The following is a 19,450-nucleotide window of genomic DNA, read 5'->3' as shown; positions in this document are numbered from 1 at the left end:
AAGCAGGAAGGTATGTTCTTTTCATTTTTAGGACCCGCTATGTGGACATGACTCTACATATAACGAAGCCAATTCACTAAATGACTATTTTTCGTGATAACCATCACAAAAACAAAGCGATTTTTTATGGGGGCCTTAGTGGGGGCGCTGTTTCAAGAATTTCGCAATTAAAACAATAACAAACAGCATGTTAATCGTGGATATGATCCCGAGTCCGGCACCACCTTTCCTTTTTTATGCTTCCTTATAAATCCCTATGTGTATGTAATTCAATAGGTTGGCGTAAAAATCTTTCCCGATGCGTTTTGATTTATCCCTTCGTATCCGGAAAATTTGGGGTCAGATTGCGGGTCGTTCAGTTCGATGAACGAAGGAGACCCTCACATGGCCCTGAATGATAGTAAAATCCGCTCAGCCAAACCTCTCGCAAAATCCTACAAACTTACCGATTCGCAAGGTCTGTACCTGACGGTATCCACCAGCGGCGCTAAGTTATGGTATTTCCGCTATCGCTTCGGCGGTAAGGAAAACCGTCTGGCTTTTGGCCCCTACCCGCAAACTACGCTGGCGGAAGCCCGTGAAAAGCGCGACACGGCGCGTAAGCTGCTGGCGTCCGGCCTCTGCCCTTCCCTGATGCGCAAAACGGATAACACCGCCGTTGATGAATCCCGCACCTTTCAGTACATCGCCACCGCATGGCACACCAGTTGCCTTAAGCTCTGGTCGGACGCTCACGCCGATAAGATCCTCACCTGCCTGAAACGCTACGTTTTCCCCGCGATCGGTGCGATGGATATCGCGCAGGTTGAGACCCGACATCTGGCGCAGTTGGTTAAAACCATCGACGATAAAGGCGTGCATGACGTCGCCGGACGGGTGCGTCAGCATCTGACCAAAATCATGCGCCACGCCGTCCAGCACGGCGTAATCAAATATAATCCGGCTTACGATTTGGATGGCGTCGTGACCCCGGTGGTGACCCAACATCATCCCGCCCTGCCGCGCCAGCGTTTTCATTTCCTGCTCCAGAAAACTCATTTTTTTCATTTCCCCCTTTCATGATTGCCGCAACTCCAAAATCTGATACAACTTTTCCCCGGCGCGTAGGCCGATAGCCCTGAATGATGGGTCTGGCTACGAACGATACCTGAGCGCCGGGGCGGCAGCCGTTGAGGTGTTGTGGGGCTTCGGTTGTGCTCTCTGAGCAGCCGCCCGCTGGCGCGGGTTATCCCCCGGATCGTCCTGATCCCCCTCCGGTATCGGTTCAAGTTCTCCTGTGAGTGAAAGTGGGTGAAATCACGGTGTCAGAATCCCGCCGTGCGTTGGCGCAGTTGAATTGTCTGGTGCAGTGAAAGGACGTTGGTGCGTCACTTTCCCGCTCTACGCGGTTAAAGTGACGCACTGGACTGGCGCAGTGATTAAAAATTGGAATTCTGGTGCAGGATTGCGGCCACGCGACAGCAAAGCCGCTGTCTTTGCAGGCCGCAGTTCATAAAGGTTAGAGGCGCTGATAATCAGTTGGTCCGGAAATGTTCGGCAGCGTTAAGCCGTGGCAATAAATTGTCGTGTGTAACGTATGACCCCGACCGCGATGCGGTTCGGCAGTTTTCAGGGGCATTGCCGTATCCGGCGACCAGCCTGCATGTCAGGCCGCTTCTTGCAGGTCATGAAGCGTAGGTGTTGTCCGCAGACAACCTGTTGCATGGCAGAGCCTATATCGTCGCCACGATTGCTGAAAGTAAAAACTATCTTGGGGAAGAAAAGGTTATTCGCTGCCGGGACATCATTCAGTCCAAATAAGCAAGGGCGCTGTTGCAGCGCCCCCGTATAGTTAACATAAAACGCCATCAGCTAAGGATTGTTCCCAGTCGGGCCAGTACCTCGTTTACGATACTGTCAGGGATACGCTCCAGCCTTCTGCCGTTTCTGGCCCCCATATCAATGGTCCTGGGCTGGTCGCAGCGAACAACACCTGTCGTTTTCGTTCCCGCGCCATCCAGTGAAACGGCAAAACCCGCCGTTCGGGCAAAGTTTCCACCGCTGGTGACGGGAACAACCACCGGCAACCGGGTGATCTTGTTAAACGGCGCCGGTGAAACGATAAGCACCGGGCGTTTTCCGCTTTGCTCATGTCCGGCTGTGGGATCTAGTGAAACGAGCCAGATTTCCCCTCTGTCCATTTACAGGATCTCCTTCCCTGTGGCAGGCGCGTCAATCCATTCCCGCTCTTCATCACTTATTTCAGCATGTGGATCGCACTGCGCCAGTAGTTCGGCAAGCGAATAGTGAGGCCGTTTTTGAGGTTCAATGATGAGGCAGCCATTATCAACGGTCACGCCGACCTCGCTATCCGGCGACAAATCCAGCGTTTTCAGCACAGCGGGAGGCACTGCCAGCATGACAGATCCTCCGACTTTTTTCAGACGAGTGGTATACATTGAACACCTCCAGATATTATATTTTAATATAACATCCATGATTGTGGATGTACAATTATCAATCAGATTCATCATAAACTCCTTAACGTCACGAACAATGAAGCATCAACAAAATGCACCTGTTGGTTAAAGGGTGGGTTCGAATGCGGTGTTGATTACAAAGTAATGAAGTATGAGGAAGCCTTAATCCATCCAGCGACAGACCCGGCAGTTTTCAAAGGCGGCATTGCCGGTAAAAGGCGACCATCCTGATATATCAGGCGCTTCTTGCAGGTCGTGAAGCGCGGGCTGTCCATGGCCGCCTTTTAGAGAATAATAGCCAACTCCTGTTCCCACTCGGAAACGGTGCTTGCTAACGCAGGCCGCACCAGGCATAGAGTTGGGAGTCATGCAAACCTCGCTCACGGACGGCTTTAGCGACGCCGACACGGTCAGCGAAGGACAAAGCTTGCTGGCGGAACTCCGGAGTTTACTTATTACAAAATGCTGTCTTCACGGATTTACTTGCGTCATGGTTTACCTGTTAACGATTTTGCTCACTTAACAGTGTGTCCACTATTTGTAGATAGGACTAGCGCGGATTGCCACCAAAATTTCAGCAATACACAAGCAAATCTAAACGCTCCCCGCCAAATCCCCCAACGTCACCATCAGCATCATCGGGTCAATCGGCGAAGGCTCGAACCCCACCCGCAGATAAAATTCCTTAGCCTCATCAGACAGCGCGTGAACCAACATCCCACGAATGCCGATAGTTTCCGCTACCTGAATAACCCGTAGTCCGGCATCCCGCACCAGCGCCCGTTCGACGCCCTGACCGTGCAATGATGTATCCACCGCCAGACGGCCCAGCACCACCTCCGGGATCGGATCGGGCATATTGCGGCGAAAACGACCAGGCGCGCTGTTTGTCGCCACCGCGCTGGACGCCAGCGAGTAATACGCCATCACTTTCAAGCCGACACAGCAGACGAACGTTCGGGACGATCCGGTTAGCTGATTTTTCATCGCCCGCTGTTTCAGCCAGTTGTCCATAGAATCCACGCCGCAACACAATGAAGATAGTACATGTTCGGCGTGGATAGGCTCAGGGGCGGAGATCATTTTTTCCGTTCCCACGGCGCGGGCGTTTGCATGGTTTTACGCAGCGCGGCGTGTGGCGCAGGAGCCTGATCCAGGCGGACAAGAAATTCCTGATAGGCGTCAGGATCCGCCATAATGATGCGCTGCTCGATCAGCGCTTCTTCTGCGGCGGCGCGGGCGGCTTCCAGTACGAAATCAGTGCGGTTTTTCCCTCTGGCTTTCGCCGCCCGATCGATAAGCTCGCGCTCGGCGGGTTTGATGCGTAAATTCAATGTCTCACGTTTGACAGAAACGCGGTTCGCCGCCCGCGCGTGAGATCGTATCGGCAACGCCTTCCAGACGGTGTCGAGCGTGGACTGAGGATCAACAAATGCGCTCCGCAACTTGCGCTCCAGAATGGATCAGAGAGCTATCGGCAATTGATCGTCCTCGCAGCTGAGCACGTCCCGGGCGCCTAATGGGACGTGCGGTCGTCGCTAACCATTTCTCCCCGCGTTCAGCTCCTTGATATAGTCAACGAAAGCGCGCAGGGGCGATGGCATGTGCCGCCGGCTGGGGTAATACAGGTAAGGGCCATCGAATTCCTGCCACCACTCTTCAAGCAGCAGCACAATCTCTCCAGATTCGAGATGCGGGCGCAAAAAATCCTCGAAGGTATAGACGATACCCGCGCCGGAGACGGCGCAAGCGAGTTGCAGATCGATGGAGCTGGAAATCAGAGGGCCATCCGGCATAATGCGCAGCAGCTCGCCATCGCGCTCGAACACCCAGGGCCATATGGCTCCGCTGGAAAATCGGTTGCCGATAAGACGATGCTGAACAGGCAATGTCCGCGGGTGATCGGGCAGGCCGTACTTCTCGATATAGGACGCCGACGCCGCGGCAACAAAGCGCTGACGCCTTGGCCCGATGGGGATGGCGATCATGTCCTTGGCGATTCGCTCCTCGTAGCGAACACCGGCGTCGAACCCGCGCCCGATCACATCGCTGAAGTCATTCTCCATGACGACATCCAGGCGGATGCTGGGAAACCGTTCGAGAAATCCCGAAGCAATACCGGGCAGAACATGGCGGGCGATGGGTACGGGCACGTTTAGCCTTAGCGTGCCCAGCGGGCGGTTGGCGTCGTCCTGCAGGTCGTTGAAGGCCGCTTCGATCTCTGAGAATGCCGGTTTCAAACGTTCGATCAGCCTGGCGCCGGCTTCGGTTGGCGTGACGCTCCGCGTCGTGCGATTGAGCAGTCTTATGCCGAGGTCGGCTTCGAGCCGGCGGATCGCATCGCTGAGGGAAGAGGCGCTTGAGCGCCGCACCACGGCAGCGCCCCGGAAGCCGCCTGCTTCCACTACGGCGATAAGATCGCTCACATCTTTGAGATTTGGTACAGATTTCATGGTCGCCGCCGAAAGTCTCGCCCCTCGTCCCGTTCGCGAATCCTCGCTTACCGCCTTAGGGCTTTTTTTAATCTATCATGCAGTAATATATCCGACAACACAGCCCAAATCGAATAGGCTGTACGGTTGCCCGTACAATGGGAGCGAACGAAACCCGCGAACTCGCTAGCGGCAATCGGCCTCGGAAGGCGAGGCTCAGTTCATGCCGCCGTTCACAAAGATCGTCTGTCCGTTGATCCAGCGGGCGGGGCCGGCGAGGAACGAGATCACTTCGGCAATCTCGGGCGGCTGCCCGATCCGATTAAAAGGATTGAAGCTGGCGATCCGCTCGACGAGCGCCTCGTCCTTGCCGTTGAGGAACAGCTCGGTGGCCACGGGACCGGGACCGACCGCGTTAACGGTGATGTCGCGGCCTTTAAGCTCGCGGGCAAGGATCAGGTTCAGGCCCTCGACGGCGCCTTTCGACATGGCGTAGGGACCATAGGCCGGCAGGGCCTGGCGTTCGGCCGAGGTCGAGATGTTAATGATGGCGCCTCCCGCGCGCATCCGCCGGGCCGCCTCGCGCGACACGAGGAAGGTTCCGCGCACGTTGACGGCGTGCATACGGTCGAACTCTTCCATGGTGAAATCGACGACGGGCTTGGTCGTCATGAGGCCCGCGCTGTTCACGGTGACGTCCACGCCGCCGAATTCCTGCTCGGTGAAGTCAAAGAGCGCCTCGACCTGCGCCTCATTTGCGACATCCGCCTTGAAAGCCTTCACCTCGCCGCCGGCGGCCGCGATGGCGTCCACCGCCTCCCTGGCCGCTGCCTCGTTGCCGGCATAGTTGATGATGACGGCGAGCCCGTCCCTGGCGAGCCGCTCTGCCGCGGCTCGGCCAATGCCCCGCGAGGCGCCCGTGACGATTGCAACTCTCTTCTCGGTAGTATTCATGGTTGTTCCTTTGTCGAATAAGAGGGGCCTAGTGCGAATACCGGGAGCCGATGACCGTGCTTTTCAGGTCGCTGGCTAAGGTTAGGCTCGGTATCCAAATGGAATGGTAATGGAAGATGCCGTGTACGATAAGCGGGGTTACTCCGAACGGGGCGTTCGCCATTCCGCACAATCGAAGCGCGGGGGGTTATTTATGTTTTTGAAATGCGCGCCTATACGGTTAAAGTTGGTCAATTAGCAAATTATATAAAAATTGTTTGAAGAGTCTGGGATTCGGCGACACGGCATCCCCTTGTATCACATCTGAATATGTTCCCCTGGTGAAGGACATTATTCACACACTCAGGTTAATCTGACACTATATAAATATCTCTATCTTTGTATTTATAGCGCTGCTTACCATAGCGCAATACGCGAGCGTGAGAACGAGTGAAAAACCCTCTTGTTTCAGAAAAATATTTATGTTATTAGCCAATTCTGAAATTTGAAAAGATAGTTTTATATATTAATAATAAGGATGCGAATAATAAATGAATTTAAATATTACCGACAAGCCGGATCAAAGCGAACAAGACTTCGTTATTCAAAGCCTGTGGAAACACAATGAAAAATATGACGCCGTAGATATTCATCCATTATTTTTAAACTTCAGGGACGAGACCGGCGCCATCGTGGCCGGCCTGGTGGCCAGAACCTGGTGGGGAGGCCTTGAAATTCAATATCTGTGGGTCGGCGAAGAATACCGAAAAACCGGATTAGGCAGCCAACTGATGAAAAAAGCCGAAGAGGAAGCGCTCAAACGCGGTTGCCATCTGGCCTATGTCGATACCTTCAGTTTTCAGGCGCGAGGCTTTTACGAAAAACTGGGGTATCGCGAATACGGAAACCTGCCGGGATATGCCCACAGGCACACGCGGCACTATTTAGCAAAATCGATCCGCTGAGTCAGCATTAGCCTAAAAGGAGGACAGGATGCCATCGTCGCCTAAAAGTATGAATGATTATATCCGCAGTCTTATTACCATGATGGAGTGCTTGAATGAGCCATGGGGTATTAAAGACTTGAAATCCCGACATATTTATATGAATAAAGCGGCGTATCTTTATACCAACACTCCCCTGAATTTTGATGTTGAAGGGAAGTTTGATGACGAGTTTCCTGCCGATTGGGCTGAGTTATCCGATGACCTGAAAGAGCATGACCGCCGTACGGAAAATAGCGCGCAGCGCGTTACCGTTATCGAAACCCACTATTGGTATGGCAAAAAAACGCTAACGCCGTTCATTAGCGAGAAAATCCCCATCTTTAATACAGAGCGGATTTGCATCGCAACCATGTGGAACGCCAGGCAGCTTAATACGCTGTCGCCCTTGGTTTATATTAACCACGAAAAGCCCTCCACGCTGAACACCGAATTAACCACCAACATTTTCACCAAGTCTGAACTTGATATTGTTTTTCTGATATTGCAACGATTTAGCAATAAAGAGATCGCCAGAAAAATGAACGTTTCATATAAGACCATCGAGAACCGGGTATATAGCATGTATCAAAAGGCGAACGTCCATTCGTTGAATCAATTTGAAGCGTTTTGCCATCATCTGGGACTGGATAATTACGTTCCCAATTCACTCATAGAGAAAGGCATTCAATTTATTTAAATATAAGGAATATATTCAGATGGAAAGAATAGATGATTACCCGGTCAGCCGGGTGCCGATGAATGTACGGCTGCCCTTTTTTAATGTGGCATTGGTCCATATAGGGATGCTGACCGCGCTGGATCAATTTATGTTGGGCGCCGTACTGGGCAACGCCATGACGCTACACGATGCCTTTATCGCGATTTTTATCGGCAGCGCGATTTTCGGGGTGGTAACGCTGGGCCTTGGCTATGCGGGTATGAAAGAAGGATTATCCGGCAGCCTGCTGGCCAGATGGTGCGGCTTCGGACGCGTTGGTTCCGTATTGATCGGCGTGGTGATCGCCGTCAGCCTGTTAGGCTGGTTCGGCGTGCAAAACGCCGTATTTGCCAAAGCCCTCAACTTCGCCCTCGACGACAGGTTAGGTTTCGGCTGGTCGGCGGCCCTGTCCGGCGCCGCGTTGACGATCCTGGTCGCCTTTGGTTTCAAGGCGTTAAAATTTACCGCGAAAATAGCCGTTCCGCTGTTTATCTTTATTGTCGGCTATATCTCCGTTATGACCCTCACCGGGCACAATATCGCCGAGTTGCTGCGTTCCGCGCCCACCGGCGCGGCCGTTTCCATCAGCGCCGGAGCCACCATGGTGGTCGGCGGCTGTATTGTGGCAAGTTTAATTACCCCCGATATGACCCGCTACTCCCAAAAAGGCAACCACGTTTTCTGGATCACCATTATGTCGATCATCGTGGGGGAATTTATCGTCAACGGTTTGGCGATATTAATTGCCCGGGCGCTGAATACCGCCGACGTGGTGACCATTATGTCGCAAACCGCCGGGGGAATCGGGCTGATTGCGGTTATTTTTTCCACCTTGAGAATCAACGACATCAATCTTTATTCGTCATCGCTGGGCATTGCCAACGCCATAGAAGGCGTGACCGGCAGAAAGCTCAGCTATATGTCGATCACGTTGGTGATTGGGTTTATTGGCACCTCTCTTTCCGTGATGGGTATTTTAGACAGGTTCGTGGATTTTCTTACCCTGCTTGGCGTGCTGTTCCCGCCGATTATCGGCATTATGCTGGTCGACTATTATATTTTAGGTACTCATCGGCAGTTGCTCGCCGCCAGCAGAAAAGAAGGCAAACTTCCTGAAATCGCCGATACACCGTTGATCGGTTGGGCGGCCATCGCCGCGAGTATTGCCGGCGCGGTGGTAGGTCTGTACATAGAATGGGGGATCCCGGCGCTTAATTCGCTGTTGGCGGCCAGTATGCTGTATTGGCTGATTAAAGCCCGCCGGATATGATTTTCGGCTGAACGTTAAACAGGCCGCCCCCTATGCTGGTGCGGCCTGTTTATAACCTCGCTTAATAATATCCAAGCAATTTCCACCAGGCCAGGCCGACGGCGAAAATCAGGATAACGTTGACGGTAACCACGACGAAATTGATCTTGTAGAAACGCGCGCGTTCAAAATATCCCTGGGCGAAATAGATCGGTCCCGGACCGCCGCCGTATTCGGTGGTGCTCCACATCAGGTTACTGAAAATGCCAAAGCAGATGGCGACCATCATGGGGGGAGCGCCGGCGGCTATTGCGGTGGCGGCGAAGGGAACATACAGCGCCGCGACGTGTCCCGAGGCGGTGGCGAAGAGGTAGTGAACATAAATATACAGCACGCCCAGCAGGACAAATGTCTGCATGGCGCCGAAGCCATGCACCGAATTGCCGAGTATCACCGCCATCCATTTAATAAAGCCCAGGTCGGATAACCCGCCGGCAAGGCTGATGATCACGCTAAACCAGATAACGGTATCCCAGGCGGCGTGATCCTTCAGCAGATCCTTCCAGTCAACGGCGCGAACGGCGAACAGATAGGCCGCCAGCCCGAGTCCGACCGAGGTGGCGGATAAACCGGTAATCAGGCTGGTTCCCCATCCGGCAAGGGCGAGAATAAAGCCAAGCGTCACCTTTTTCTCCACCGCGGTCATGGGGCCCAATTCCTGCAGAGAACGACGCCCCATTTCTTTGGCTTCGGGAGTGCGTTTTAGCTGCGGATTCAGCATTTTGTAGACCAACAGCGGCATCAGGCAAAAACAGACCAATGCCGGAACCACCGCGGCGATAAACCACCCGCCCCAGGTAATGTCCACCCCCAGCGAATTTTTCGCCAGGCTGCTGACCAGCGGGTTGGCCGCCATGCCGGTCAAGAAGATGGCGCCGGTGATCGGCGTAAACTGAAAGCAGACCATGGTGAGAAAATCACCGATCTTTTTCCCGCTTTCGCCGGGCGCCGATCCTAAAACGCCGTTAATCGAACGGGCGATGGGGAAGATTATCCCGCCGGAACGCGCGGTGACCGAAGGCATCGCCGGGGCCATAATCAAATCGGAAACGCCCAGTGAATAGGCGATGCCCAGACTGCTGCCGCCGAACAGCGAGAGCATTTTATAGGCGATGCGCTTTCCCAGACCGGAAGTCACAAACCCCAGGGAAAGAATATAGGCGCAGAATATCAACCATACGGTTCCGCTGGAAAAACCGGATAACGCCTTGGCTTCGATTAACGTTTTGGTGAAGATGGTCACGCAGAGCGCAATTAACATCACCGCGCCGGAGGGCAACGGCTGCGTCAGAATTGCCGCGATAGTCGCGGCAAAAATGGCGAACATATGCCATGCCTGGGGCGTCAGTCCTGTTGGTATTGGGGAAAACCAGATAATTAACCCGATGGCAATGGGAATAACCGCCGCGGTTATCTTTTTCCCCCTGGATGATTCAGATGACATTATCATCTCCTCAATCGCTAGGTAGCTTGATTACCAGGGGTTAATTCCGACCGGCCGAACTTTTCAATACCTGGTCGACCATGGCGGGGGCCATGCCAAGGTAATTGGCCGGATTGGTCAGCTGTTCAATTAACGCCGGATCAAGGCGGCTGGAGACGCTGGGCATGGCGTTGAGGACATCGGCAAGCCGTCCGCCCTGCTCATTGACGATGAGGCAGGCGTCATAGACGATATCGTGCGCGTCCTGACGGCCGATATACGGCGCCAGCCCCATCATCACCGCTTCGGCGACGATCAACCCCTTGGTCATATCAAGATTTCTGGCCATGGCTTTTTCATCGACAATCAGGCCGCTTAACATGAATTTGGCCTGATGCAACGCGCCGGCGGTCAGCACGAAACTTTCGGGGATGGCAATCCACTCCGCGTGCCAGGGTCCGGTGGCGCGCTCCAAATCCTGCACCATGGCGTCCAGCATTAATCCCGCCTGTTGACGCACGCCTTTGGCGCAGGCCAGCATTAATTCGCTGGAGATAGGATTACGTTTTTGCGGCATGGTGCTGCTGGCGCCGCGGCCCTTGACGAAGGGTTCATACAGCTCGCCAAATTCGTTGGACGCCATCAGCATGACGTCGTAAGCGATTTTGCCCAGTGAACCGGTGATAAGCGCCAACAGGTTTACCGCTTCCGCAAAACCGTCGCGCGCCACGTGCCAGGTTGAAACCGGAACGCCCAGGCCGAGCTCTTCCATCATGGCCTTTTGCACTTCCAGCCCTTTATCGCCCAGCGAGGCCAGCGTACCGGCGGCTCCGGCGAATTCGCCGACCAGAATTCGCGGACTGGCCTGCGCAAGACGCTCCTCATGGCGGTCGAAAATATCGAGCCAGATAGCGGCCTTATAGCCAAAGGTAATGGGCAACGCCTGCTGCAGGTGGGTGCGGCCGGCCATCGGCGTATCCCGGTAACGCCGAGCCAAATCGGCCAGCGCTTTACGCAGCGTTTTAATATCGGCCTTGATAAGCGCGAAAGCGTCCCGTATTTGCAACACCACGGCGGTATCCATAATGTCCTGGGTGGTGGCCCCCCAATGAACATATCCCCCCGACTCTCCGGCCTGTTTAGAGATTTGGTGCACCAGAGGAAGAATCGGATAGCCGACGATTTCCGTTTCATGGCGTAATAAATCAAAGTCCAGCGTGTCGGCATCGCATTTGGCGGCGATTTCCTGCGCCGCCGCCTCGGGAATAACGCCACAGCGCGCCTGGGCCTTGGCCAGCGCAATTTCCACTTCCACGTATTTGCGGATCAGTTCGTGGTCGTCAAAAACAGCGCGCATTTCCGGGGTGCCGAAAGCATCACGAAATAAAATGGAATCAAGTACATTGGAAGCCATAAAAGAATCCTTAATAAATGATAAGAGTGATAAAATGCGCCGGTCTTGGTCCAGAATACGGCGTATGGCCTGTCGAATGCCGTCTGGCGAGAAGACGCACGCAGCTCGATAAATGTACGGACACATGCAAATGTCCGTACATTTAACTCACTTGGGAAAATAAATATCCGGACATTTAAAGGGAAGTTTTTTTGGGCTTCTTTGTGATGCGGATCATTAACATTTATCGAAAGCCGTTACTTATGAAAGAATCGTTGTATAAGCGCATCGCGCGCGAACTGGTTCAAAACATAGCGTCCGAACATTTTCCCGCCGGTTCGCTGCTGCCTTCCGAGCTGGAACTGTGCGAGCAGTATCAGGTAAGCCGCCATACGGTGCGCGAGGCATTGCGCGAGCTGACGGAACAAGGATTGATCCTGCGGCGCAAGGGGATCGGCACCCTCGTTGCCGACAAGCCCGCGGACAAAGGGCTTAACCATCCGTTGGAATGCCTGGAGGATTTATTCTTTCTGGCCAAAAACAATCTGCGTGTGGTGAAAAAGATCGACGAAGTGGTCGCCGATTATGAGCTTTCGCAGATCATCGGCTGTAAACCGGGATCGCGCTGGCTGCATATCGCCAGTATCCGTGAAGACAGTGAAAAGAAAGACGCGCCGATTTGCTGGACGGACAGCTATGCGAGCACCACTTACGCCAAAGTGCGCCGGCTGGTGCGCAGCGATCCCTTTGCGTTAATCAGCGACTTAATTGAAAAGCATTACGGCGTGCAAAGCGAGGAGGTCCGGCAGACCATTTCCGCGGTCACTGTTCCCGCCAAAATCGCCAAATCGCTTGGCGTGGAGAGCGGATCGCCCGCGTTGAAAATTGTGCGCCGCTATATCGATCGCCATGGCAATACCTTTGAAACGACGATATCGATCCATCCGGCCGACAGATATACCTGCTCCATTGTGCTGAAGCGCCAGAGCAGCAGATAAAAGAAAAACAGCGCGCATCACCGCAAACACTCGGTTAAATAATCAATAAACGCAATAATTCGCGCCGGCACGTGTCGGCGCTGCTGGTAAACCGCGTGGATATCCGCCGCCGGGGTGGCGAAATCGGTCAATAGCGCCGCCAGTTCGCCGCGCGCGAGATAATCTCTGACGTCCCAGTACGAACGCAAAATAATGCCGTGCCCGTCAAGCGCGTAGCACATAATCACTTCGCCATCATTACTCGACAGACTGCCGCAGACTTTATGGGTAAATTCCTTGCCGTCCTGGTAGAAGCGCCATAATGAATAATCGCTTTCAAACTGCCGCAGCACAATACAGTTATGTTCGGACAGATCGGCCACCGTCTTCGGGGTGCCGGCGCGGGCAATATAGGCCGGCGACGCGCACAGCACCCGGGGATTATCCAGCAATTTCCGCGCAATCAAACGCGAATCGGGCGGTTTCCCCACGCGGATATCAATATCGATTCCGGCATCCAGCATGTTGACCGGCTGGCTGGAGAGCTGGAGCTGCACTTCAAGGCCGGGATGCAGGCGTGAAAAAGAGGAAATCAGCGGCGCAATGTGTCGACGGCCAAAGCCAAAGGAGGCATTCACCGTCATCTTGCCGCACAGCGAACGCTGATTTCTGGCGACGGCGCTTTCCAGTTCGGTGATTTCTTTCAGTATCGGCGCCGCCCCTTCGGCATAAAGAATCCCTTCCACCGTCAGGTCTAAACGTCGGGTGGTGCGTTGTATCAGCTGCACGCCAAGCCGCTTTTCCAACTGCGTCAGCCTCTTGCTGACCGCGGGCAGGGAAAGGCCAAGCTCGCGGGCCACCGCCGTCAGGCTGCCTAACGCTGCAATACGGCTGAAAAAGAACAGATCGTTAACCGATGACATGGATTCTTCTCTTAAATTCAACAGTAACTTGCCATTTAGGCTAATTGTTCACCATTTACCAAAGAAATACACTCGATTAAACCCTCTAATAGCAACAAGGAACCTCTGATGGCGCTAAAACAGCACAGCATCGCCGTAATACCCGGTGATGGCATAGGTAAAGAAGTGATGCCCGAAGGCGTGCGCGTGATCCAGCGTGCGGCGGAAAAATTCGGCATCGACATCCGCTGGGACTGGTTCGATTTCTCCAGCGCCGACTACTATCTCAAGCATGGGAAAATGCTGCCGGATGACTGGTTCTCCACCCTGAAAAATTATGACGCCATCTATTTCGGCGCGGTGGGCTGGCCTGAAATCGTGCCGGACCATGTTTCTTTATGGGGCTCGCTGCTGCAATTCCGCCGGGAGTTCGATCAGTACGTCAACCTGCGTCCCTGCCGGTTAATGCCCGGCGTCAAAGCGCCGCTTGCCGGGCGCGAACCGGGCGATATTGATTTCTACGTGGTGCGGGAGAACACCGAAGGCGAATATTCCAGCGTTGGCGGAACCATGTTTGCCGGCACCGATCGGGAAATCGTTATTCAGGAAACGGTGATGACGCGCGTGGGGGTCGATCGCATCCTCAAGTTTGCCTATGAACTGGCGATGAAGCGCCCGAAAAAACACCTCACCTCCGCCACGAAATCGAACGGTATCGCCATCACCATGCCATACTGGGATAACCGGGTGGCGGAAATGGCGAAACAGTATCCGCAGATCAAGGTCGATAAATTTCATATCGATATTCTGACCGCCAATTTCGTCCTGCACCCGGACTGGTTTGACGTGGTGGTCGCCAGCAATTTGTTCGGCGATATTCTGTCGGATCTGGGGCCGGCCTGTACCGGCACGATCGGCATCGCCCCTTCCGCCAACATCAACCCGGAGCGCCGTTTCCCCAGCCTGTTCGAACCCGTTCATGGCTCGGCCCCGGATATCGCCGGCAAAGGGTTGGCCAACCCTATCGGCCAGATATGGTGCGGCGCGATGATGCTGGAGCATCTGGGCTATGCGCAGGCCGGCGCGGCGGTACTGCACGCCATTGAAAGCGTCTTGTCTGGGGGCCCGCAGACCGCGCCGCTCACCCGCGATCTCGGCGGCAGCGGCAATACGGAAACCTTGGGAAGAGCGATTGCCGACCGGCTGTAACGCCGCGGCGCCTGTTTTTCATCACCGGCGGGCCGGTCGCCGTTGTCACCTAACTGTCACGTCCGTTGTTTATGCTGCGGTGGATTTCCCCATATCCACCGCATAAGAGCTAATACGATGAAAAATAATATGTTGTCGCTGCTGATGGCCGGACTGCTGCCGCTGAACGCCCTGGCTTCCGGCGAAAATGTCACTCGTTATGTCATCGCCTTTCCTGCGGGCGAACGCGTCGCTTACCAGGGAAGATTCGCCGGCCATTTCCCCAATGGTTTACCGGTTGGGGTGGGCTCAGGCCTTTATTTCAGTGGAAAACAGGGGAACGACCTGCTGTTCACCACGCTGACCGATCGCGGCCCCAACGCCGATGCCCCGCAGGTTGGCGATAAAGAAGCCAAAATCTTCGCCAGCCCGGATTATACCCCGTTAATCATGGATATCCGGATAAGCGCGAACGGCGCGCAGGCGCTCAATCCACGCCCGCTACACGACGAGCATGGCGCAATTAGCGGCCTGCCGCTGCCGGATAATTTGATTGGCACCACCAATGAAGTGCCGCTCAATGATGCGTTACGTCCTCTTGATACCGATACCCGCGGTCTGGATCCCGAAGGGATCGCCCCGGATGGCAACGGCGGCTTCTGGCTGTGCGATGAGTATGGCCCGTTTCTGATTCACGTTGATGCCAAAGGGAAAATCTTGCAGAAATTTGGCCCGACGCCCGCCGGCGCCGAACAGTCTATTGCGAGCGGATTACCCAATATCATCAAATGGCGTCAGCCTAACCGTGGCTTTGAGGGGTTAACCCGCCTGCCGGATGGCACCATGGTGATGGCGGTGCAAAGCACGCTGGATATCGACGGGAAAAGCAAAAATAAGGCGCGCTTCACGCGTCTGGTGATGTTTAACCCGAATACCGGCGCCAGCCGCATGCTGGGCTACCCCATCAATATCGACGGCTACAAGAAGGCTAAAGACGCCAAAATCGGCGATATCGTCGCGCTGGACAATCAACGCATTCTGCTTGTTGAGCAGGGAAACGACCAAAACAAGCAGATGCAGAACCGCATCTATCTGGTGGATTTTAGTCAGGCCACCGATCTGACGCCTTTTGACGCCGACGGAAAATCGCCGGAATTTGACGATGACGACCAGTTGGCTAAACGCGGCATTCGCCTGGCGCAAAAACGGGAACTGGTGGATCTGCGTAAGCTGGGCTGGCGGCAGGAGAAAGTCGAAGGGCTGGCGATGGTGGATAAACAAACGCTGGCGGTTATTAACGATAATGATTTTGGCCTGCAAGCCGTGCTGAAATCGCCGCGCAAAGAAAAGGACGAGGTTGCTGACTATCAGGTGATAAACGACGGCAAGCTGGCGCGAGACGGCAAGGCGGTCGATACCACGCTGGAAATTATACCGCTCCCTAAGCCGCAGTCTGAAAACGAACTATGGCTGATCACGCTGCCGCAGCCGATACGCTAACCGCTTGGAATTCCGGGAGTTGCCGCGCTATCCGACTGAAAGCTCGGCGCATTCCAATTGCCGCCGCCGGTGTTAACACAATATTGTCGCCAGGATAAAATAGTGATCTATATCTCATTTTTTAGCAAAGCCTGTTAATAGCGCCGGGATTCATAGACGGATTTTCTATAAAAACCGCAATCCGCTGGTGGTTACTTTTTGCGAGCAGTAGGATCGGTGCGGTTTTACCGTCAAACGAAGGAGGTTAGTGTGTACAAGGCGTATGACAGATATAGAAATCCGCTCGATCTCGGCTGCCGCGTTATGCAAAGCGATTCACGCCTGGTCGGCACCATTGCGGCCATTCATGCGGAAAATCTGAAACGTGAAGAAGTCCGGCGCGCCAAGTGCGTTGAACTAAAAGGCGTTAATGGGTACTTTGCCCCTCAGGAGCTGATGCGTCTCGGCCGTTCCTGATTTTCAGGACAGGCGGTTTTTATTACGCATAATTCTGATTATTCGGGCGTCGCTCCGTCGCCCGATATTGTGTTTCCCGTATAGGTTTTCTTATTCCAACCCGGCAAGCGCCGCGGCTCACGAATGCTCGAACCAATCGCTGTTCTGCTGGGCGATGGGCGTAATCGAGTAAATCAATTCCTGTAAGTGCGCACACACCGCCCACTCGGCCGCATCGGGATCGCGGGCCTTCAACCCATTGAAAATAAGATAATGCTGCTGAATAAGGCTCTCCGGCGGGGAGACCTGGCTCAAACTGAGGAAGCGGACTCTGTCCATGGTCGCTTTAATCGACTCAATGGTTTCCCACGCCAGCGGACAGCTGGCAATCTGGGTTAAAAACTGATGAAAACTATCGTCAAGGCTGAGAAACTCGCGCATCTGTTCATTCTGCGCGGCCAGTTCCTGGCGGCGCAGGTTATGTTCCAGCTTCAATAATTGCTCGTCGGTGACCATTTCCGCCGCGCGGCGAACGATGGCGCACTCCAGCGCCTGACGAATAAAACGGGCGTCGGCCACCCGTTTTTCGGAAATTTTCATCACGAAGGTGCCGCGCTGCGGCAGTATCTGCACCAGCCCGGCCTCGGCCAGCTTGATAAACGCCTCTCTCACCGGCTGGCGAGACACCGCAAAACGCATTGATATCTCTTTTTCGGACAGCAGTTTACCCGGCGGAATGGTGCATTCCACGATGTCTTTGCGCAACACGCGGTAAATTTGCTGGTTTACAGGTTCATTGTTGTTGATCTGAAAAGGAGTGTCCATACAGCCGCTTTTTTACTCAGAATAGTTATTGATTATGATACATGCATACTCAAGGCCGTATCTATCTTCTTTTCCCTATTGAATCTGGCGTAACGCCCGGCGATGGGGGTCATTACCGATAGCGGGATGCGCCATAATGCCGCAACCGGCAAGTATGGCGCATACGACGTTTCCCCGTGCTTATGGCATCAGCAGATTAGGCAAAAACATCACCGTCTGCGGAAAAACAAACAGAACGGCGACGAAAATCAGAAACGCGATTAAATAGGGGACCGAGGCTCTCATAAAATGCAGCGTGTCGCATTTCAGAATACCGCAGACCGTATACATACAGATCCCGACCGGCGGCGTATTCGCCCCAAGCAAGGTCAGGGTAATAAACATAATGCCGAAGTGAATCGGGTCATAGCCAATCTCCGTGACAATAGGCAGCAGTATCGGCGTCAATAATAAGATCAGCGGGCTGGCATCCAGAACCATGCCGATGATCAATACCAGAGCAAAAATCAACAGCATGATCCCCATCGGGCTCTCGGTAAAATCCGTAATCACTTCGGTCATCGCCTGGGGCAACTGATCCAGTACGCTGATATGTCCGAGAATAAAGGCGGCCATCACCAAAAGCATAACGATACCGAGATCGCCCAAGGTTTCCGTCAGCGTATCAAGCATGCCCTGCCAGGTGAGTTCCTTGTAGATCAGCCCGCCGACAATCAGCGCATAAAGCACGATGAAAGCGCCCGCTTCCGATGTGGTAAACAATCCCAAGCGAATCACGACAATCAGAATAACCGGGAACATCAATGCCCAGAAACCACGACGGAAACTTACCGCAACCTCTTTGAATGTCGGTTTTGACAAGGTTTCCGCCTGGATCTTCATTCTGCGGGCCATGATGTAGTTGGTGATCATCAGCGTAACCGTCAGCAGAAAACCGGGAATAATACCGGCCAGGAACAGTTTACCAATCGACACATTCCCAACAAAACCGAACAGAATCAGCAGGATGCTAGGCGGCAAGGTTGCGGTGATCAATGACGCGAAAGCGATAACCACCGCGGTGTAGGCGCGCGGATAACCCCGATCAATCATGGAGAAACCCAGCATGCGCGACTGCATGGACGCATCAGCCACCGCCGATCCCGCCACGCCCCCCATAAGCATGGCCAGTAAAACATTGATTTGCGCCAGCCCGCCGATCATCCACCCCGTCAGCAAACGGGCAAAATCCAATAACCTTTCGGTAATACCGGTGCGCGTCAGTAAATTCCCGACAAGAATAAACAAGGGCACGGCGACCATGGGAAATGACTGGGTAGGCGCGGCGAATTTTTGAAAAGCGATTCCCAGCGGCAAAAAGTCGGAAGTAAAAAAATAGGCCAGGCTTGAGATGGCGATAACGAATCCAATCGGCATGCCGATCAGCATAAACAGGACAAACAACAAGCCGGTTAACCACATCATGATAAGTTTCCTTCTGCAGAAGAGGTTCTGGCGGAATTTACTTTCTCAATCAGTTGTTCAATGCAGGTAACCATAATCAATAAACACCCCGTCGGGACCGCGGCGCTCAAAAAAACATGATTGATTTCCGAAACCGGCAATACGTGGGCTCGCGTATCCCAGGTAAAGAGATACCCGGCGTAGGTGCCAAAACCAAGAAAGGAAATAATCAGAATCTTATTAAGATAATCAAGCGCGTTTTGTATTTTTTCCGGCAGGCGTTTTGATAAAAAATCGATCCCCATATTACGATGATTCGCCTGAGCATAATGAATGGAGAACATACTGACCCACGCAAATAGTACCATCGCTATTTCAATAGACCAGATTAACGGGTAGCCCACACAACGTCCAATAGCCGCAACCAGAATAAGTATTACCATGGCGATAAACATGATTTTGGCAACGGCTATTTCTATTTGGATGATTTTTTTCATCTGCGATCTCTCAAACGGCGATCTCTCAAA

Annotated in this window: 20 protein-coding genes and 2 pseudogenes; 9 read left to right on the top strand and 13 right to left on the bottom strand. The window is 53.7% G+C overall.

Annotated elements, in window-relative coordinates:
- Positions 1-384: 384 nt before the first annotated feature.
- Together MFP24_RS03200 and MFP24_RS23975 are read left to right on the top strand one after the other, a co-directional pair.
- A pseudogene (locus tag MFP24_RS03200) lies at positions 385-1,032 on the top strand (tyrosine-type recombinase/integrase); the annotation flags it as partial.
- A gap of 645 nt (positions 1,033-1,677) precedes the next feature.
- Positions 1,678-1,800: a hypothetical protein gene (locus MFP24_RS23975; protein ID WP_263458389.1), complete on the top strand. Its 123-nt coding sequence runs from the start codon at positions 1,678-1,680 to the stop codon at positions 1,798-1,800.
- Between the two features lie 47 nt (positions 1,801-1,847).
- Here the strand turns inward: MFP24_RS23975 and MFP24_RS03195 are convergent, their stop codons facing one another.
- The 7 genes and pseudogenes from MFP24_RS03195 to MFP24_RS03170 form a co-directional block, all read right to left on the bottom strand.
- A complete protein-coding gene (locus MFP24_RS03195) occupies positions 1,848-2,180 on the bottom strand; it encodes a type II toxin-antitoxin system PemK/MazF family toxin (RefSeq protein WP_121588643.1) in 333 nt (110 codons plus the stop codon).
- Positions 2,181-2,438 (bottom strand): AbrB/MazE/SpoVT family DNA-binding domain-containing protein, encoded by a 258-nt coding sequence (locus MFP24_RS03190; protein ID WP_121588677.1) that lies wholly within the window; start codon positions 2,436-2,438, stop codon positions 2,181-2,183.
- Positions 2,439-2,805: 367 nt separating this feature from the next.
- Positions 2,806-2,907, bottom strand: a pseudogene (locus MFP24_RS24460) (transposase); the annotation flags it as partial.
- Between the two features lie 146 nt (positions 2,908-3,053).
- Positions 3,054-3,542 carry a GNAT family N-acetyltransferase gene (locus tag MFP24_RS03185; protein WP_249229068.1) on the bottom strand — a complete coding sequence of 163 codons (489 nt, stop codon included), beginning with the start codon at positions 3,540-3,542 and terminating at the stop codon, positions 3,054-3,056.
- The gene (locus tag MFP24_RS03180) at positions 3,539-3,844 is read right to left on the bottom strand and encodes a type II toxin-antitoxin system TacA family antitoxin (RefSeq protein ID WP_249229145.1); all 306 of its coding nucleotides are present in this window, start codon (positions 3,842-3,844) and stop codon (positions 3,539-3,541) included. The genes MFP24_RS03185 and MFP24_RS03180 overlap by 4 nt, the downstream gene beginning before the upstream one ends.
- 153 nt (positions 3,845-3,997) lie before the next feature.
- Positions 3,998-4,912 (bottom strand): LysR family transcriptional regulator, encoded by a 915-nt coding sequence (locus MFP24_RS03175; protein ID WP_249229069.1) that lies wholly within the window; start codon positions 4,910-4,912, stop codon positions 3,998-4,000.
- A 195-nt stretch (positions 4,913-5,107) separates the two neighbouring features.
- Positions 5,108-5,845 carry an SDR family oxidoreductase gene (locus MFP24_RS03170; protein WP_249229070.1) on the bottom strand — a complete coding sequence of 246 codons (738 nt, stop codon included), beginning with the start codon at positions 5,843-5,845 and terminating at the stop codon, positions 5,108-5,110.
- A gap of 530 nt (positions 5,846-6,375) precedes the next feature.
- On the opposite strand from MFP24_RS03170, the gene MFP24_RS03165 reads away from it, so the two are divergent.
- Genes MFP24_RS03165 through MFP24_RS03155 form a run of 3 tightly spaced genes read left to right on the top strand, consistent with a single transcriptional unit; the run spans position 6,376 to position 8,798 of the window.
- The gene (locus MFP24_RS03165) at positions 6,376-6,789 is read left to right on the top strand and encodes a GNAT family N-acetyltransferase (protein ID WP_249229071.1); all 414 of its coding nucleotides are present in this window, start codon (positions 6,376-6,378) and stop codon (positions 6,787-6,789) included.
- A gap of 28 nt (positions 6,790-6,817) precedes the next feature.
- Positions 6,818-7,507 (top strand): helix-turn-helix transcriptional regulator, encoded by a 690-nt coding sequence (locus MFP24_RS03160; RefSeq protein WP_249229072.1) that lies wholly within the window; start codon positions 6,818-6,820, stop codon positions 7,505-7,507.
- A gap of 19 nt (positions 7,508-7,526) precedes the next feature.
- Entirely contained in the window at positions 7,527-8,798 is a 1,272-nt protein-coding gene (locus tag MFP24_RS03155) for a cytosine permease (protein ID WP_249229073.1), read from the top strand.
- Positions 8,799-8,859: 61 nt separating this feature from the next.
- Here the strand turns inward: MFP24_RS03155 and MFP24_RS03150 are convergent, their stop codons facing one another.
- Positions 8,860-10,281 (bottom strand): DASS family sodium-coupled anion symporter, encoded by a 1,422-nt coding sequence (locus MFP24_RS03150; RefSeq protein ID WP_249229074.1) that lies wholly within the window; start codon positions 10,279-10,281, stop codon positions 8,860-8,862.
- A gap of 40 nt (positions 10,282-10,321) precedes the next feature.
- Positions 10,322-11,674 (bottom strand): 3-carboxy-cis,cis-muconate cycloisomerase, encoded by a 1,353-nt coding sequence (gene pcaB / locus MFP24_RS03145; protein ID WP_249229075.1) that lies wholly within the window; start codon positions 11,672-11,674, stop codon positions 10,322-10,324.
- A 242-nt stretch (positions 11,675-11,916) separates the two neighbouring features.
- Between pcaB and MFP24_RS03140 the strand changes: the two genes are divergently transcribed.
- A complete protein-coding gene (locus MFP24_RS03140) occupies positions 11,917-12,651 on the top strand; it encodes a GntR family transcriptional regulator (RefSeq protein WP_249229076.1) in 735 nt (244 codons plus the stop codon).
- Positions 12,652-12,668: 17 nt separating this feature from the next.
- Here the strand turns inward: MFP24_RS03140 and MFP24_RS03135 are convergent, their stop codons facing one another.
- Positions 12,669-13,553, bottom strand: a complete 885-nt coding sequence (locus MFP24_RS03135) for a LysR family transcriptional regulator (RefSeq protein ID WP_249229077.1) — start codon at positions 13,551-13,553, stop codon at positions 12,669-12,671.
- A gap of 108 nt (positions 13,554-13,661) precedes the next feature.
- Here MFP24_RS03135 and MFP24_RS03130 point away from each other — a divergent pair, with 108 nt between their 5' ends.
- The 3 genes from MFP24_RS03130 to ydfZ all read left to right on the top strand — a co-directional run bounded on the left by MFP24_RS03130 (position 13,662) and on the right by ydfZ (position 16,676).
- Complete coding sequence (locus MFP24_RS03130) at positions 13,662-14,741, top strand: tartrate dehydrogenase (RefSeq protein ID WP_249229078.1); 1,080 nt, start codon at positions 13,662-13,664, stop codon at positions 14,739-14,741.
- A gap of 117 nt (positions 14,742-14,858) precedes the next feature.
- Positions 14,859-16,220 carry an esterase-like activity of phytase family protein gene (locus MFP24_RS03125; RefSeq protein ID WP_249229079.1) on the top strand — a complete coding sequence of 454 codons (1,362 nt, stop codon included), beginning with the start codon at positions 14,859-14,861 and terminating at the stop codon, positions 16,218-16,220.
- A 249-nt stretch (positions 16,221-16,469) separates the two neighbouring features.
- Positions 16,470-16,676 carry a putative selenium delivery protein YdfZ gene (gene ydfZ / locus MFP24_RS03120; RefSeq protein ID WP_136167047.1) on the top strand — a complete coding sequence of 69 codons (207 nt, stop codon included), beginning with the start codon at positions 16,470-16,472 and terminating at the stop codon, positions 16,674-16,676.
- A gap of 117 nt (positions 16,677-16,793) precedes the next feature.
- On the opposite strand, the gene MFP24_RS03115 is transcribed toward ydfZ, so the two are convergent.
- The 3 genes from MFP24_RS03115 to MFP24_RS03105 form a co-directional block, all read right to left on the bottom strand.
- On the bottom strand, positions 16,794-17,480 hold the full coding sequence (locus MFP24_RS03115) for a GntR family transcriptional regulator (RefSeq protein ID WP_249229080.1): 687 nt from the start codon (positions 17,478-17,480) through the stop codon (positions 16,794-16,796).
- A gap of 180 nt (positions 17,481-17,660) precedes the next feature.
- Positions 17,661-18,944, bottom strand: coding sequence for a TRAP transporter large permease (locus MFP24_RS03110; protein ID WP_249229081.1), 1,284 nt, complete (start codon positions 18,942-18,944; stop codon positions 17,661-17,663).
- Positions 18,941-19,420 (bottom strand): TRAP transporter small permease, encoded by a 480-nt coding sequence (locus MFP24_RS03105; RefSeq protein ID WP_249229082.1) that lies wholly within the window; start codon positions 19,418-19,420, stop codon positions 18,941-18,943. The genes MFP24_RS03110 and MFP24_RS03105 overlap by 4 nt, the downstream gene beginning before the upstream one ends.
- Positions 19,421-19,450 lie beyond the last annotated feature (30 nt).

The sequence above is a fragment of the Brenneria tiliae genome, from assembly GCF_023347575.1.
Lineage (GTDB): Bacteria > Pseudomonadota > Gammaproteobacteria > Enterobacterales > Enterobacteriaceae > Brenneria > Brenneria corticis.
This window is presented reverse-complemented; position numbering and strand designations above follow the sequence as displayed.